The sequence below is a fragment of the Marinobacterium sp. xm-a-127 genome (genome assembly GCF_013283425.1).
Lineage (GTDB): Bacteria > Pseudomonadota > Gammaproteobacteria > Pseudomonadales > Balneatricaceae > Marinobacterium_E.
This window is the reverse complement of the sequence record NZ_WBYH01000001.1, coordinates 468,493-482,808: the sequence shown is the minus strand read 5'-3', so window position 1 is coordinate 482,808 and position 14,316 is coordinate 468,493. Positions and strand designations below refer to the sequence as shown.

At 51.1% G+C, this 14,316-nt stretch carries 15 protein-coding genes; 12 read left to right on the top strand and 3 right to left on the bottom strand.

The annotated features are described in order from the left end of the window. Positions 1-26: 26 nt before the first annotated feature. Together XMA127_RS02325 and rpsU are read right to left on the bottom strand one after the other, a co-directional pair. Positions 27-470 (bottom strand): GatB/YqeY domain-containing protein, encoded by a 444-nt coding sequence (locus XMA127_RS02325; RefSeq protein WP_173483871.1) that lies wholly within the window; start codon positions 468-470, stop codon positions 27-29. Positions 471-540: 70 nt separating this feature from the next. Further along, on the bottom strand, positions 541-756 hold the full coding sequence (gene rpsU / locus XMA127_RS02320) for a 30S ribosomal protein S21 (protein ID WP_169451420.1): 216 nt from the start codon (positions 754-756) through the stop codon (positions 541-543). 175 nt (positions 757-931) lie between these two features. Here rpsU and tsaD point away from each other — a divergent pair, with 175 nt between their 5' ends. From tsaD to XMA127_RS02275, 9 genes are read left to right on the top strand one after another with little or no spacing between them, the layout of a single operon-like run. Next, complete coding sequence (gene tsaD, locus XMA127_RS02315; RefSeq protein WP_173483870.1) at positions 932-1,981, top strand: tRNA (adenosine(37)-N6)-threonylcarbamoyltransferase complex transferase subunit TsaD; 1,050 nt, start codon at positions 932-934, stop codon at positions 1,979-1,981. Further along, on the top strand, positions 1,978-2,337 hold the full coding sequence (gene folB / locus XMA127_RS02310; protein WP_173480406.1) for a dihydroneopterin aldolase: 360 nt from the start codon (positions 1,978-1,980) through the stop codon (positions 2,335-2,337). The genes tsaD and folB overlap by 4 nt, the downstream gene beginning before the upstream one ends. Further along, positions 2,337-2,816 carry a 2-amino-4-hydroxy-6-hydroxymethyldihydropteridine diphosphokinase gene (folK, locus tag XMA127_RS02305; RefSeq protein WP_173483869.1) on the top strand — a complete coding sequence of 160 codons (480 nt, stop codon included), beginning with the start codon at positions 2,337-2,339 and terminating at the stop codon, positions 2,814-2,816. The genes folB and folK overlap by 1 nt, the downstream gene beginning before the upstream one ends. Positions 2,817-2,859: 43 nt before the next feature. Continuing rightward, entirely contained in the window at positions 2,860-5,652 is a 2,793-nt protein-coding gene (locus XMA127_RS02300; protein ID WP_173483868.1) for a monovalent cation/H+ antiporter subunit A, read from the top strand. After that, the gene (locus XMA127_RS02295) at positions 5,652-5,996 is read left to right on the top strand and encodes a Na+/H+ antiporter subunit C (RefSeq protein ID WP_173480403.1); all 345 of its coding nucleotides are present in this window, start codon (positions 5,652-5,654) and stop codon (positions 5,994-5,996) included. The genes XMA127_RS02300 and XMA127_RS02295 overlap by 1 nt, the downstream gene beginning before the upstream one ends. Then, positions 5,993-7,504 carry a monovalent cation/H+ antiporter subunit D gene (locus XMA127_RS02290; protein WP_173480402.1) on the top strand — a complete coding sequence of 504 codons (1,512 nt, stop codon included), beginning with the start codon at positions 5,993-5,995 and terminating at the stop codon, positions 7,502-7,504. The genes XMA127_RS02295 and XMA127_RS02290 overlap by 4 nt, the downstream gene beginning before the upstream one ends. Next, entirely contained in the window at positions 7,501-7,998 is a 498-nt protein-coding gene (locus XMA127_RS02285) for a Na+/H+ antiporter subunit E (protein WP_173482858.1), read from the top strand. Before XMA127_RS02290 ends, XMA127_RS02285 begins: the two co-directional genes overlap by 4 nt. Next, positions 7,992-8,261, top strand: a complete 270-nt coding sequence (locus XMA127_RS02280) for a K+/H+ antiporter subunit F (RefSeq protein ID WP_173480400.1) — start codon at positions 7,992-7,994, stop codon at positions 8,259-8,261. Before XMA127_RS02285 ends, XMA127_RS02280 begins: the two co-directional genes overlap by 7 nt. 19 nt (positions 8,262-8,280) lie before the next feature. Continuing rightward, a complete protein-coding gene (locus XMA127_RS02275) occupies positions 8,281-8,652 on the top strand; it encodes a Na+/H+ antiporter subunit G (RefSeq protein WP_173480399.1) in 372 nt (123 codons plus the stop codon). Here XMA127_RS02275 and XMA127_RS02270 read toward each other — a convergent pair. After that, entirely contained in the window at positions 8,637-10,415 is a 1,779-nt protein-coding gene (locus XMA127_RS02270) for an O-antigen ligase (RefSeq protein WP_173483867.1), read from the bottom strand. The two genes, XMA127_RS02275 and XMA127_RS02270, sit on opposite strands and share 16 nt — an antisense overlap. Before the next feature lie 129 nt (positions 10,416-10,544). Between XMA127_RS02270 and galU the strand changes: the two genes are divergently transcribed. The 3 genes from galU to XMA127_RS02255 are packed head-to-tail and all read left to right on the top strand — an operon-like array spanning position 10,545 to position 14,314. Then, positions 10,545-11,423 (top strand): UTP--glucose-1-phosphate uridylyltransferase GalU, encoded by an 879-nt coding sequence (gene galU, locus XMA127_RS02265; RefSeq protein ID WP_173482860.1) that lies wholly within the window; start codon positions 10,545-10,547, stop codon positions 11,421-11,423. Between the two features lie 9 nt (positions 11,424-11,432). Next, positions 11,433-13,052, top strand: coding sequence for a glucose-6-phosphate isomerase (gene pgi / locus XMA127_RS02260; protein WP_173483866.1), 1,620 nt, complete (start codon positions 11,433-11,435; stop codon positions 13,050-13,052). Beyond that, positions 13,049-14,314 carry a UDP-glucose/GDP-mannose dehydrogenase family protein gene (locus XMA127_RS02255; protein WP_173483865.1) on the top strand — a complete coding sequence of 422 codons (1,266 nt, stop codon included), beginning with the start codon at positions 13,049-13,051 and terminating at the stop codon, positions 14,312-14,314. Before pgi ends, XMA127_RS02255 begins: the two co-directional genes overlap by 4 nt. The last annotated feature ends 2 nt before the right edge of the window (positions 14,315-14,316 follow it).

Below are 14,316 nucleotides of genomic sequence, written 5' to 3'. Positions count from 1 at the left end.
CGCTGTCTGTTCCAGCGAACACTCTATCAGAGTTTCGCTTTGACCTTACCTGAAACGGCTCCCATGTCGGCACGACCTTGAAGTTGCGGCTTGATGATGGCCATTACTTGGCCCATCGCCTGCATGCCGGAAGCATCGGTTGCAGCAATTGCTGCATCGATAATTGCATCGATCTCTACATCACTGAGAGGCTGCGGCAAGAAAGTTTTAATCACCTCCGTCTCTTGCTGCTCCTTTTCCGCCAGTTCAGGACGCTCAGCCGCCTGATACTGGGCAATCGAGTCTTTGCGCTGCTTGACCATCTTGTCTAGCACCGCGAGCACGCGATCATCATCAAGTTCGATGCGCTCATCCACTTCGATGCGCTTTAACTCAGCCAGCATCAATCGGATCGTTCCAAGACGCACTTTATCTTTAGCGCGCATTGCAACCTTCATTTCATCAGTAATCTGACTCTTCAATGAAGACATCTCAATAACCTAATCTATCGTTTACTACAAAGACTCGACCACAAGGAATCTAGTCTGCGTCTTTACTTAATTAGTAAAGGCGAACGCGACGAGCGTTTTCACGCTGAAGCTTTTTAGCGTGACGCTTAACTGCTGCTGCAGCTGCACGCTTACGAGCAGTTGTTGGCTTTTCGTACGCTTCACGTTTACGAACTTCAGCTAGGATACCTGCTTTTTCGCAAGAACGTTTGAAACGACGTAGTGCAACGTCAAATGGCTCGTTATCTTTAACTTTAACGGCTGGCATGTTTTCCAATTACCTTTCAAGCTTGGTTTAAATTAACCTCGGACGTAATTTTCCGAGGGCGCCAAATAATACAGAGCACCACAGCTGATGTAAAGCAATTTAACGCTTCACTAACTAGCCAGATTTCTGAATAATATGAGGCACCATTAATAGCACTGATTAAGGCCAGCTCTGAATGCTTGTACTCGGTATTGAAACCTCCTGTGATGAAACCGGCGTAGCGCTCTATGACAGCGAACGCGGCCTTTTAGGTGACGCGCTCTACTCGCAAGTAGAGATGCACGCCGAGTATGGTGGCGTCGTACCAGAACTCGCCTCGCGAGATCACGTGCGCAAGCTAATCCCACTGATTAGAGAAGTCTGTAAAGAGGCAGAGTGTACGTTGCACTCTATTGATGCCATTGCTTATACGGCTGGCCCCGGTCTAATTGGTGCCCTGATGGTCGGTGCCTCTACCGGTCGGGCATTGGCTCTAGCTCTAGGTATCCCTGCGGTGGGCGTCCATCATATGGAGGGCCACCTATTAGCCCCGATGCTAGAGGAGACACCGCCCAGCTTTCCTTTTGTCGCGCTTTTAGTGTCAGGTGGCCACACCCAGCTCGTCAGCGTCAAAGGGATCGGCGAATACTCACTGCTGGGCGAATCTTTGGATGATGCAGCCGGCGAAGCCTTTGATAAAGCGGCCAAAATGATGGGGCTGGACTACCCTGGTGGCCCGCTGATCGCCAAACTGGCCGAAAATGGCAACAGCGATCGCTATACTTTCCCAAGACCGATGACCGATCGTCCTGGGCTCGATTTTAGCTTCTCAGGTTTAAAGACCTTCACCTTGAACACCGTCGAAGCAGCAAAACGCGAAATGGGCGAACTGGATCAACAAACCTCAGCTGACATTGCGGCCTGTTTTGAAGATGCCGTGGTCGATACATTGGCGATTAAGTGTCGCCGTGCGATTCAACAGACCGGTTTTAAAGAGCTGGTGATCGCAGGTGGTGTTAGCGCCAACAAAAAACTTCGTAAAAAATTGGGCGATATAGCCAAAAAAGAGGGCGCTAAACTCTTCTACGCCCGCCCCAAGTTCTGTACCGACAACGGCGCGATGATTGCCTATGCAGGCACTCAGCGCTTGATGGCTGGAGAGCGTTCACCGCTCGCCATTACAGCCCAGCCACGCTGGCCAATGGAGACACTGCCAGCCCTTGGTTCAGTTGGAGAGGTGCAATGATGGACACTATCTTTATAAAAAATCTTAGATTCGAAGCGATCATCGGCATCTATCCGCATGAGCGGACAGAACTTCAGCCTATGGTGATCAATTTAGAGATGGCCAACGACATTCGTGACGCGGCCAAGAACAATGATTTAGAGGCCTCTATCAATTACGCCGCCGTCAGTGAAGCGGTTATCCAGTTCTGCCAAGAGGCCAAAGCGGAGCTACTAGAGACGCTCGCCGAAAATCTATCCGAGTTCTTAATGGCTCAATTCAATATTCCTGGACTGCGTCTTGAAATCGGCAAACCGATCGCCGTAGCTGAAGCGGAACTGGTCGGCGTTCGAATTGCTCGCGGAGTAAGTTTCTAGTGCACCACATTCTGCTCGGCGTCGGTAGCAACCATCATGCTGAATCCAACATTCGCGCCGGCCTAGAGCAGCTCACTCACTTTTGCAGCAACATCGAACACTCACCCTGCTATCGAAGCTCCGCCATCGATCCTACTCAACCCGACTACCTCAATCTCGTCACCAAAGCTGAAACAGAACTAGACCAAGAGTCCTTGATTAGTGCACTGAAGTCGATCGAGATTCAGCAGGGACGAATGAGTGGTCGCTACTGCGCTCTCGACATCGACCTGCTCTGTTTTGACCAAGAGATCGTCGAATCTGAACAGTTCAACCTGCCACACAAGGACCTAGAAAACTACGCACACGTGTTACTGCCAGCCGCCGATCTATGCCCAAACCAGCAACACCCAACGCTTGGTTATACCTTTATTGAATTATGGAATAAAAAAAGGGATCAGTTGCTTGAAAATCAATCCCTTTACCCGCACTCTTTATAGATCAGAAACAAGATAAAACCTTACATTTCAGAGGTCTACTTCGGTGCTAAACCTGTTCTGGATCCCCCTACTGACACTCATTGGGGTGTTCGTTTCACTTTCTGCCAACAAGGTGTCGAGAACGGCCTGCGCGTTTGCAACAGCCGCACTGCCAGCGGTCGCTATGGCTACCCTGATCTCTTACGCACCCTCGGTACTCGATGGCGAGCGTTTTATTGAGCGATTCGAATGGATTCCAGCAGTCGGATTAGAACTCGCCTTCCGACTCGATGGGTTTGCACTGCTGTTTGCCCTGTTGATCTTAGGCATCGGTCTTCTTGTTATCCTCTATGCTCGTTACTACCTCTCAGAGCAGGACAACATGCCGCGCTTCTATGCGATGTTGATTCTCTTCATGACCGCCATGTTGGGTATTGTGCTGTCAGAGAACCTGATTCAACTCTGGCTATTTTGGGAACTGACCAGCATCAGCTCCTTCTTGTTGATCAGCTTCTGGAATCACAAGAGCGAAGCGCGCAAAGGTGCTCGCATGGCACTGACCATTACTGGCATGGGTGGTTTGGCGTTGTTTGCAGGCATTTTGCTGATCGGCCAGGTAGTCGGCAGCTACAACCTGACGGATGTATTGGCTCAAGGGGATCTAATCCGTGGCTCTGAGCTCTACCCCTATATTCTAGTCCTAGTGCTTCTGGGAGCCTTTACTAAGTCGGCACAGTTCCCATTCCACTTCTGGCTGCCCCACGCAATGGCGGCGCCAACGCCGGTCTCTGCTTATCTTCACTCAGCAACCATGGTGAAAGCGGGCATCTTTTTAATGGCTCGACTCTACCCGGCGCTTGCGGGTACCGACATGTGGTTCTTGATCGTCACCTTGACCGGTCTTGCCACCTTGCTGGTTGGCGCTTACATGGCTCTGTTTAAGCACGATCTTAAGGGGCTTCTCGCCTACTCCACTATCAGTCACTTAGGTCTGATCACGCTACTACTCGGTTTAAACTCAAAGCTTGCGGCGGTCGCTGCTACCTTCCACATCATTAACCACGCGACCTTTAAAGCCTCACTGTTCATGGCAGCGGGCATCATCGATCATGAGACGGGTTCACGGGATATGCGCAAGCTGAACGGCTTGTGGAGATACATGCCTCACACAGCAATGCTAGCGATGGTCGCGGCACTGGCCATGGCAGGGGTACCGCTACTGAACGGCTTCTTGTCCAAAGAGATGTTCTTTGCAGAGACCCTACAGCAGGGGTCACTGGGTGCGCTCTCATGGATTCTGCCTGTTCTAGCGACTGTTGCCGGTATCTTTTCGGTTGCCTACTCGTTGCGCTTCATTCATGACGTCTTCTTTAACGGTGAACCGATCAATCTTCCTAAGACACCGCATGAGCCTCCACGCTACATGAAGATTCCGGTCGAGATACTGGTCGCACTCTGTTTTGTCGTGGGTATTGCCCCTGGTCTGGTAGTTGCAGAGATTCTACACAGCGCTGCAACCTCTCTGCTGCAAGGCGAGACGCCCTACTACAGCTTGGCCATATGGCACGGATTTAACTTCCCACTGCTGATGAGTTTCATTGCACTGTTGGGTGGCATTGTCGTCTACGCGACCCGTAAGCAGTTGTTTGAGTTTCAGGCGCAATTCCCTGAACGAGACGCTAAAGCGATCTTTGATCAAAACATCAAGCGCATTGTGGATGCTGCCACAAGAATTTACGGCACACTTGAGAACGGATCGCTGCAACGCTACACCATGCTGTTCATCTTGAGTGTTGCGCTCTTTACGACGGTTCCAATGACGAAGCTGATCAATTTAGAGGGAGCACGCCCACTGCTGCCGGTCGATGGTATTAGCATCGTCGCTACCATCATTTTGGTCGTCTCCACACTGGTGACGCTGATCTGGCACCGCAAACGGATGATCGCACTGATTGCTGTCTCGGTCGTCGGCTTAATCGTCTCGCTTATCTTTGCCCGCTTCTCAGCACCTGACCTAGCACTGACTCAACTCTCAGTTGAAGTGGTCACGGTGATACTGTTGATGCTCGCACTCTTCTTCTTACCACAGGTCACTGCAAAAGCCGCTAGCCCCTCATCGGTGGTACGTGATCTTGGTTTGGCAACCTTGATTGGTGGTGTGATGGCAACCATTAGTTACGCCATGATGACGCATCCGCAAACCTCGATTGCCGACTTCTTCATCGCCAATTCAAAAATAGGCGGTGGTGGTACCAATGTGGTCAACGTGATTCTGGTCGACTTCAGGGGCTTTGATACCTTTGGCGAGATCACCGTACTGGGCATTGCCGGTTTAGGTATCTACAAACTGATCGCACGCATGAAACTCTTCATGCCATCAGCTGATCTTAACGGCATACCTTGGAGCAACGATCACCACCCGATGATGCTTGCGACCGTCTCAAGAGCACTGCTTCCTTTAGCACTTTTGGTGTCGGCTTACATCTTCTTACGTGGCCACAACCTGCCAGGTGGTGGCTTTATTGCCGGTCTAGTAACCGCTGTAGCACTGATCCTGCAGTACATCGCCAACGGTGTCGATTTCATGCGCGAACGCTCGAAACTGAACTACCAGTGGCTGATCTCTGTCGGTTTGATCATCGCAGGCGCTACGGGAATGGGCAGCTGGCTGTTTGGCTACCCCTTCTTAAGTTCGTGGTTTGATTACTTCTATCTGCCGGGTATCGGAAAGTTCGAGTTGGCCAGTGCCATGCTGTTTGATCTAGGGGTCTACCTAACCGTCATTGGATCCACCCTACTTATACTCGGGAATCTAGGCGCATTAACGACCCACGCACGTCCAGAGGAGTCTAAATAATGGAGCTATTGATCAGTTTGATTATTGGCCTACTCACCGCTGTGGGGGTATTTCTAGTACTTCGTGGTCGTACTTTCCCAGTGGTACTTGGCTTAACGGTGCTCTCTTACGCTGTGAACCTGTTTATCTTTTCCGCCGGTCGACTCGTCATTGATGGTGCCGCGGTATTGAAATCTGGCCTAGCAATACCGGACCCTGTTCCGCAGGCGCTGGTTCTCACCGCCATTGTTATCGGTTTTGCGATGACCGCCTTCGCGGTCATCCTGGCCATTCGAGCCCGTGCCGACCTAGGTAACGATCATGTCGATGGCCGACTACCAGAACAGAGCGGAGAGCAGAAATGAATCACCTAATCACTCTGCCTATCATTCTGCCGCTTCTGTTAGCCACGCTGCAGCTACTGCCTCTGTTTGAAAAAAGCATTGAGCGCCAACGTGTCATCAGCCTGGTAGGTTCGCTCACTATGGTGATCGTCTCAGTCGCTCTGCTCATGTCAGCATCAGCAGGTAATGTAACGCTTTATGCACTGGGTAACTGGGATGCGCCGTTCGGCATCCAGCTAGTTGGAGATCGTCTATCGAGTCTGATGGTTCTGCTGACCTCTGTTCTGTTATTGGCCGCCAATCTCTATGCCAGCGCAGGTGACGATAACCAAGGGCGCTACTTCTACCCATTGATGATGTTCCAAGCGATGGGGATCAACGGTGCTTTTCTGACAGGGGATATATTCAACCTATTCGTCTTTTTTGAGATCCTGCTGATCGCCTCTTACTCTCTACTGATTCACGGTGGCGGAAAACACAAAACCAGTGCAGCTGTGCACTATGTTTTCCTGAACCTTGTCGGCTCTGCGATCTTTCTGTTTGCGTTAGGCATCATCTACGGCACGCTCGGCACCCTAAACATGGCCGATATGGCGCTGCGAGTACGTGAGCTTAATGAGTCTGAGATTCAACTGACTAAGATTGGCGGCATGATGCTGCTCTCGGTGTTCGCTCTGAAAGCGGCGCTACTGCCTCTACAATTTTGGCTACCAAGAACCTACGCATCGGCCCCAGGCCCCGTTGTGGCGCTCTTTGCCATCATGACCAAAGTGGGCATCTACTCAATCATTCGCGTTCAAAACCTGATCTTTGGTGACAGCGCTGGTGCTCTAACCGATCTAGGACAGGATTGGATCTGGGTATTGGCGCTCGGCACACTGGTGATGGCAACTCTGGGGGTTATTTCAGCACCGAGCGTGAAACGTCTAGCCGCTCACTTAGTCATTTTGTCTGTCGGCACGCTGTTGGTGGCCGTCGGTTTTGGCAGTGCAAACTCGCTATCAGCAGCGCTCTATTACGCCGTTCACTCTACGCTAGCGGGCGCTGCTTTCTTCCTAATCGGGGACATTATCGCTGAGCAGCGTGAACGCTCGTTTGACCGAATCGTGGCCGGTCGCTCTTTGGCGCAGCCGATGGGCATTGGGATACTCTTTTTCATTGCAGCTCTAACTCTGATCGGCATGCCACCACTGTCGGGCTTTATTGGTAAGTTTTTGATCATGAAGTCGATCGACAGCAGCTCGGCACTGGTCTGGGCTTGGCCGCTGTTATTGATCGGCAGTTTGGCAGCACTGGTCGCCTTTTCACGCGCCGGATCGACACTGTTTTGGCGTTCCAACGGCAAACCGGATAGCAGCAAGGCCTCAGCAACGCGTAAATTTATTGCGGTCGGCATACTGCTGAGCGCTGCACCGTTGATGAGCCTATTTGCCGGCCCAATCACCCAGTACACAGACGCAACTGTTGAGCAGTTACGAGCGTTTGAGCAGGACCCGACACAGATTATGGCTAAAGGAGTGCAACGATGAGTTTCGTACGATCTTGGCTACCACGCCCCTTCTTATCACTGGTTCTGTTAATTGTCTGGTTGCTGATGAACAACAGTTTCTCGCTCGGGCAAATAGTGCTGGGGTTGATCCTAGCCTTGGGAATCCCACTACTGACAGAACCTCTACAGACTCAACAGATGGCGGTTAAGAGACCGCTAAAACTGATCAGATACATTCTGGTATTACTGTGGGATATCGTGGTCGCCAATCTTGCGGTAGCCAAATTGATTCTAGGGCCAACCAAAGCACTGCAACCTGGTTTTATCGCCTACCCGCTTAACTTAACGGGGGATCTACCGATCACCCTGCTTGCCTCAACCATATCACTGACGCCTGGAACCTTGAGTGCCGAAGTGAGCAAGGATCGAGAGTGGCTTTACATACACGCCCTTGATCTTCCCGACGAGCAAGCGTTGATTGATGAGATTAAACAGCGTTACGAGACCCCGCTGAAGGAGATATTCCAATGTTAGAGATCAGCCTTAAAATCGTTCTCGTCATGATCAGCATCGCTCTTATCATGAACACTTACAGTTTAGTCAGAGGCCCCTCGTTGCCCGAGCGCATTCTGAGCTTGGATACGCTCTACATTAACAGTATTGGTTTGATTCTGATCTATGGCATTGTGCAAGCCAGCTCCATCAACTTTGAAGCCGCACTGTTAATCGCCATGCTTGGCTTTGTCAGCACGGCCGCGCTCTGCAAATACCTTCTGCGCGGCGATATCATTGAGTAAGGGATAGGACAGAAGAACTATGAATTTTGCGATTGAACTGATCCTATCTCTGCTACTACTGCTAGGCGGATCATTAATTCTGATTGGCTCACTGGGTCTGATTCGTCTTCCTGACGTTTACACTCGTTTGCACGCGCCTACAAAAGCGACCACCCTCGGTATGGGTGCGATCTTGATTGCATCAATGCTATTCACTCTGTTCGATCAGGGTTCATTAAGTGTGCAGCAACTCTTGATCACGCTGTTCCTGTTCATCAGCGCCCCTTTGACAGGGCACCTGTTAGCCAAAACAGCCATGCATCAGCGCTTAAAACAGATCGACAAGACCAAAAACGCGGAACTGATTGAAGTAGCTAGGGATCGAGAAGCCCCCAATCACTCTTCGGATTGAAGCAAGGCTAGGCTCGATGTAACCAACTGCTCACCGGCCTCTAATCGACGGTGAGTATCTTCGATGGATCGATCCTTAGGGTAGATCGCTTTCGCTTGAGCAATCAGCGCTAGAGCACCCTCCTCATCCCCGATATTTTGACGAGCAATCGCCACATCTCTATAGAGTTGAATATCCGGTATCTGTTCAAGATAGGCTTCGCCCCACTCAATAAAGCCCAATACAGCATTCTGATCTTGATGCTCTATCGCACCATAGAGTGAAGAGCGCATGACAAAATACTCACCCAACTCTTTAAAGTAGACATTGTTGAGCGCGAACCTCAAATGGGTTGGCTGAGTGCCGCGATGTTTGTAGTACTGCATGATTCCGGTCTGCGACAACAGCGAGTGAACTAAAAAGAGCACCATAATCGGCACAATGAATAGTGGACTACCTTTCAAAAGAGCCGTCGCACCCAGCGAGAGTTTGACCGGTTTGATAAGAGTGCGGTACGAGAAGAGCACGGCTAACAGCAGTGTCAGTAGAATCCAGTGGTATGTTGAAATATAAAAAGGTAACTCTGTCTGGGTATGCAGAGCGATGGGTAATAGCAGTGCGGCAAGCGCCAACCCCTCTCCCCACCCTAAACGGATCAACTGCAACACAACCCCTAAGACCGCGATACCAATGGCCAGCAGTGCGACCAAGCCGCCCTCGTCCATCCAAAACAGCAGTTCATTATGAGGATGGGAGAATCGAGGACTTCCATCGACCGCTGAAGCGTCCGTTGTCTGATAGTAGGTGACACGCTCTTTTTGGAATTCAGACTGGAAGCTACCGATGCCGTGACCAAACAGCGGCGAGCGTTCAAACACATCCAGTGCGATACGATAGATATGAGGACGAGCATCCTTACCCTCCTCTGCCAGTTTTTCTATCTTATTGTAGGCCTGCAGTGCACCATCATTGGCTTGATAACCGGCAATAGCTCCGGTTCCCAGTGTGAATGCCAACGCAATCGCCAGTAGCGGCTGACTGATTAGTGCTTTAATGCGCCCTGCGCAAATCAACAATAGTGCCAGCAAAGCACCGATCAAACCGACCCTAGAACCGGATGCGGCGACCTCTAGTGACGCTAGAAACAGCGTCAGAAACAGCGCTGATTTTTGCGGCCAGCGCTGTTCACTGAAGGTTTTCGTAGTCGCTAACCAAAGCGCTAGCGCCACCGCCGTTGCCATCAATGAGGCTTGTAAATTGGGTTGCTGGAACATCCCCAGCAGTCGATTGCCCGATGAGATAGGCACCCAACCTCTAAACAGTGGGTGTGAAATCATCTGTACCAGGCCGACCAGGGCATGAATCAACATCGACGCCATTAACAGATAGAGCAACTGATTCATCTGTTGCTCACTGAGTCGATACTGCAGCACAGAGAACCAGAGCGCGATACCGCCAAACACCACACCGAGTCGAATCAGCCACTCGCCGGGGCGATCCATACCTGAGACAAACCCCGTCAGGTAGAGCCCTATCGGCATCGCCAAAATTAACCAAAGGTAGTTTGGACGCACCCATTCACCAGACTCTATAATCTTAAAAATGGCGCCCGCAATGATAAAGAGCACCGGCAACCAGACCACCGCATTAAACGGTAGATTCAACCCTTCACCACCTAAATTGTCCTGGTAATAGAAGGGCGCAACCAGAAACAGCAGACTCAAAAGAATCGTTAAAACTTTAGATGCACGACTCTCATCTGAATCTTGGCCCAATAGTTGCATGTAATCTCCATAAGTTTGGTAAATAGCAGTCGACTATTAAGTAATAGCACATGTAAGAAAATTGTCGTGCTTTTATGCTTATAATGACAGTTATACCTATAAAGTAGATTTATTGATTAAGGAAATTCAATGCTCTCTAAAGTGATCATCCCCGTTGCCGGCCTAGGTACTCGAGTTCTTCCAGCCTCTAAAGCCATTCCGAAAGAGATGCTGCCCGTTGTCGATAAACCGGTTATCCAACACGTCGTAGAAGAGGCCGCACGCGCAGGATTTCGCCAGATTGTTCTAGTAACTCGTTCTGGCAAAGAGTCGATCGAAAACCATTTCGATGCCAACTACGAGCTAGAGCAGATGCTTGCCCTTAAGAATAAGACTGCTCTTTTGAATGCGGTAGAGAACTCACTACCAAAGGGCATCGAGGTCATCTCTGTGCGCCAACCTAGTGCAAAAGGTTTGGGGCATGCGGTTTTGTGTGCTGCCCACGTCATTGGTTCAGAGGACTTTGCAGTCATGCTGCCCGATATGGTGATTGACGATGAGGGGCTTGCCAGCGACTTCTCTGAAATGGTGAAACGTTACCAGAAGAACGGTTCTGGCCAGATCATGGTGGAGGGCGTACCACAGGAACATGTTGATCGTTACGGTATCGTGGATTGCGGTGGCCAACAGCTGACCGCAGGCACAGGCGCCCCGATTCATGGCATGGTTGAGAAACCACCCGTCGATCAAGCGCCATCAAACCAAGCGATTGTAGGTCGTTACATTCTGCCTAACCGTGTGATGGAGCTGTTGAAGACGACACAACCCGGTGCCGGCGGCGAAATCCAACTAACCGATGCGATGCTAGAGCTACTATCAGAGTCAACAATGGAGGCCTACAGCATGCGCGGCACCGTCTATGACTGTGGTAACAAAGCGGGTCTTCTACAAGCTAACCTTGCATTCGGTTTGAAGCACCCTGAAACCGCTGATGCGATGCGTGACTTCCTAGCTAAGAAGCAACTCTAAGAGGTCGATATGACTCAAGCTTGGTCGAAACTGGAACAATCAGCTGCACGCCTGAGTGCACAGCATCTTCGTGAATTGATCGATACTGATCAACGCTTTGAATCACTCTCGTTCCGACATGAAGGGATGTTGATGGACCTCAGCCGCCAGCGAATCGATGCTCAGGTGATGAGTGAGCTATTGGCACTGGCCAACGAGAAGCAGCTTCCGTCAGCCATCAAAGCGCTGTTACAAGGTGAACACGTCAACAATACGGAAGACAGAGCGGCGCTTCACTCTGCACTGCGTCTACCTAAAAGTGCACAGCTCCAAGTCGATGATCAAGATGTTGTCAGTGATGTTCACAAAACTTTGGATCGCATGGAGCAGTTTGTTAACCAGATTCATCAGGGCCAGTGGCGTGGCTACACGGGTAAACCGATCACCGACGTGGTCAACATCGGTGTCGGGGGGTCCGATCTTGGGCCGCTAATGGTCTGTGAAGCGACTCACCAGTTCCGACCAGAAGCGTCATTGAACATCGGTTTGCACTTTGTCTCCTCTATGGATGGCAGTCAGCTTTCGAATCTACTCCTTGAGCTAGACTCAGAGACCACCCTATTCGTTCTATCGTCTAAATCCTTTGGCACCATTGATACGCTGGCTAACGCGGCAACGGCGGTGGATTGGCTACAAGAGCGCAGCGGTTTAAATCGTGAGCTTCTGATCAAGCAGCACTTTATTGGCGTCACAGCCGCTCCTGAAAAAGCGGTCGCTTGGGGCCTCTCTGAAGAGACACTGCTGGAGTTTTGGGAGTGGACCGGTGGACGCTACTCGCTCTGGTCAGCGATCGGCCTTCCGATTGCTATCAGCATAGGGATGCAGGGCTTCCGTGATCTGCTGGCCGGTGCACACAGCATGGACAAACATTTCGAAGAGGCGGAGTTTGCCAATAACCTTCCTGTGCTTCTGGCGCTGATCGGTATCTGGAACATCAACTTCCAGGACATTCATGCCCATGCGATCTTGCCGTATGACGGTCGATTAGCCCACCTTCCTGCCTATCTAGAGCAGTTGGAGATGGAGAGTAACGGCAAGAGTGTTGGTATTGATGGAAACTCGATTGCACAGCGCACCTGTCCAATTCTTTGGGGCGAGATTGGCCCGAATGCACAGCATGCGTTTTACCAGCTTCTTCACCAGGGCACTGAGCGTGTGATGTGTGACTTTATTGTCCCTGCACGCCGCTACGTCGATCGTGAGAGCTCACTGCAAGAGCAGCATCAACTGGCCCTGGCTAACTGTTTAGCTCAAGCTCGCGTGCTTGCGCTAGGCGATGCTGCGCTGACCGATGGTATTGAGCGTCCAGCCTGGCAACGCTACTTCGGCAACCAGCCTAGCACTGTTCTGATGCTGGATGAGCTGACCCCCTACAATTTAGGGAGCCTGATCGCACTCTATGAACATAAGGTCTACGTCCAAGCGGTTATCTGGGGCATCAATCCATTTGACCAGTGGGGTGTCGAACTGGGCAAGAAGGTGGCTAACGACCTAATTACTGCACTCAACCAAAGTGCCGACCATCAGTACGACCCTGCTACCGAGGGACTACTGAATGAGATTCAAAATTTGCGAGGTAACGGACAATGAAGATCAGCGTTTGGGGACACGAACTCAGCGCATGGATTGCCCGTGCGCAATTGGCTGCCTATGGTAATGACATCTACCACGCGGTCGCCGATAACGAACCCATTGAGAGCCACCTGCGATCTGAACCGGGGCTTCTAACCAGCATCCAAGCAGCCGAGTTTAATCAGCGTCTGATTATCGCCCCTCATAAAGCCCTAGAGTCCGATGTTCACTGGATTGCAATGGAGTCGAGCGATTTCGATGAAGCGAAAACACTGGTCGAGCGTTTAGCTGAATCGGACAAACCTCTGCTTCTCATTAACCAGAGTAACTTTGGGGTTGGTGCGAGCGATGAACTGCAGTCGATGCTGGATGAGAGCAAAGGGCAGTACGTTGTCTACTTCCCGGATGTATTGCAAGCGGGCCAAGCGATGCAGCAGTTTGCCAACCCTCAAGCTCTGCTAATCGGCAGTGAGCACGAGGTAGCAACAGATCTACTGCTAAGCCTGTTACGCCCCTTCCACCTAGGGCAGAGAGCCATTCAACGCATGACACGCCGTGAGGCCGAATTCGTTAAGTATGCGATCACCGGTATCTTGGCGCTCCGTCTAGGCTACATTAATGAGATGGCGGGACTGTGCGATCAGCTGGGTATCGATATTGATGCGATTCGTCGTGGTATGACCACCGATGTGCGTATCGGTAGCCACTACCTGCAGCCAGGCTCTGGATTTGGTGGTCAGCAGTTCACCCAATACCTAGAAGGACTATCAACACTGCTCAGTGAACAGAAGGGCTCTGTCTTTGTCGATACCCTACTGCAGCAGAATGAGGTCAATAAAGAGTGGCCATTTAGAACCCTGTGGCAACACTATCAGTGTGACCTAAGTAACAAGACCTTTGCTATCTGGGGAGTTGCATTCAAGCCAGGTGTGGCCGACGTTGAGACCTCACCAGCACTGCGCGTCATCGATGCACTGTTGGCGCAGGGGGCGAAACTACAGATCCATGATCCTGAAGCGCTACAGACACTAGCCGCGCGCTATCCAGGCAACCAGCAGATACAACTGATGACGCATAACTACGACGCCTGTGAGGGCGCCGATGCGCTGTTGGTACTGACGGCCTGGCCAGAGTACGCATCACCCGACTTCAATCGCATCGCCTCCCAGTTGGAGAATCCTCTTATCATTGATGGGCGCAATCTGTATGATCCAAACCGCGTCCAATCAGCAGGCATAACCTACTACTGTATGGGACGCAGCTGTTTAACCAACGCCTAATT

Bases quoted from the DNA above. Each gene is read 5' to 3' on its own strand.
- XMA127_RS02325 (WP_173483871.1), bottom strand. From the start codon at position 470: ATGTCTTCATTGAAGAGTCAGATTACTGATGAAATGAAGGTTGCAATG.
- rpsU (WP_169451420.1), bottom strand. From the start codon at position 756: ATGCCAGCCGTTAAAGTTAAAGATAACGAGCCATTTGACGTTGCACTA.
- tsaD (WP_173483870.1), top strand. From the start codon at position 932: ATGCTTGTACTCGGTATTGAAACCTCCTGTGATGAAACCGGCGTAGCG.
- folB (WP_173480406.1), top strand. From the start codon at position 1,978: ATGATGGACACTATCTTTATAAAAAATCTTAGATTCGAAGCGATCATC.
- XMA127_RS02295 (WP_173480403.1), top strand. From the start codon at position 5,652: ATGGAGCTATTGATCAGTTTGATTATTGGCCTACTCACCGCTGTGGGG.
- XMA127_RS02290 (WP_173480402.1), top strand. From the start codon at position 5,993: ATGAATCACCTAATCACTCTGCCTATCATTCTGCCGCTTCTGTTAGCC.
- XMA127_RS02285 (WP_173482858.1), top strand. From the start codon at position 7,501: ATGAGTTTCGTACGATCTTGGCTACCACGCCCCTTCTTATCACTGGTT.
- XMA127_RS02280 (WP_173480400.1), top strand. From the start codon at position 7,992: ATGTTAGAGATCAGCCTTAAAATCGTTCTCGTCATGATCAGCATCGCT.
- XMA127_RS02275 (WP_173480399.1), top strand. From the start codon at position 8,281: ATGAATTTTGCGATTGAACTGATCCTATCTCTGCTACTACTGCTAGGC.
- XMA127_RS02270 (WP_173483867.1), bottom strand. From the start codon at position 10,415: ATGCAACTATTGGGCCAAGATTCAGATGAGAGTCGTGCATCTAAAGTT.
- galU (WP_173482860.1), top strand. From the start codon at position 10,545: ATGCTCTCTAAAGTGATCATCCCCGTTGCCGGCCTAGGTACTCGAGTT.
- pgi (WP_173483866.1), top strand. From the start codon at position 11,433: ATGACTCAAGCTTGGTCGAAACTGGAACAATCAGCTGCACGCCTGAGT.
- XMA127_RS02255 (WP_173483865.1), top strand. From the start codon at position 13,049: ATGAAGATCAGCGTTTGGGGACACGAACTCAGCGCATGGATTGCCCGT.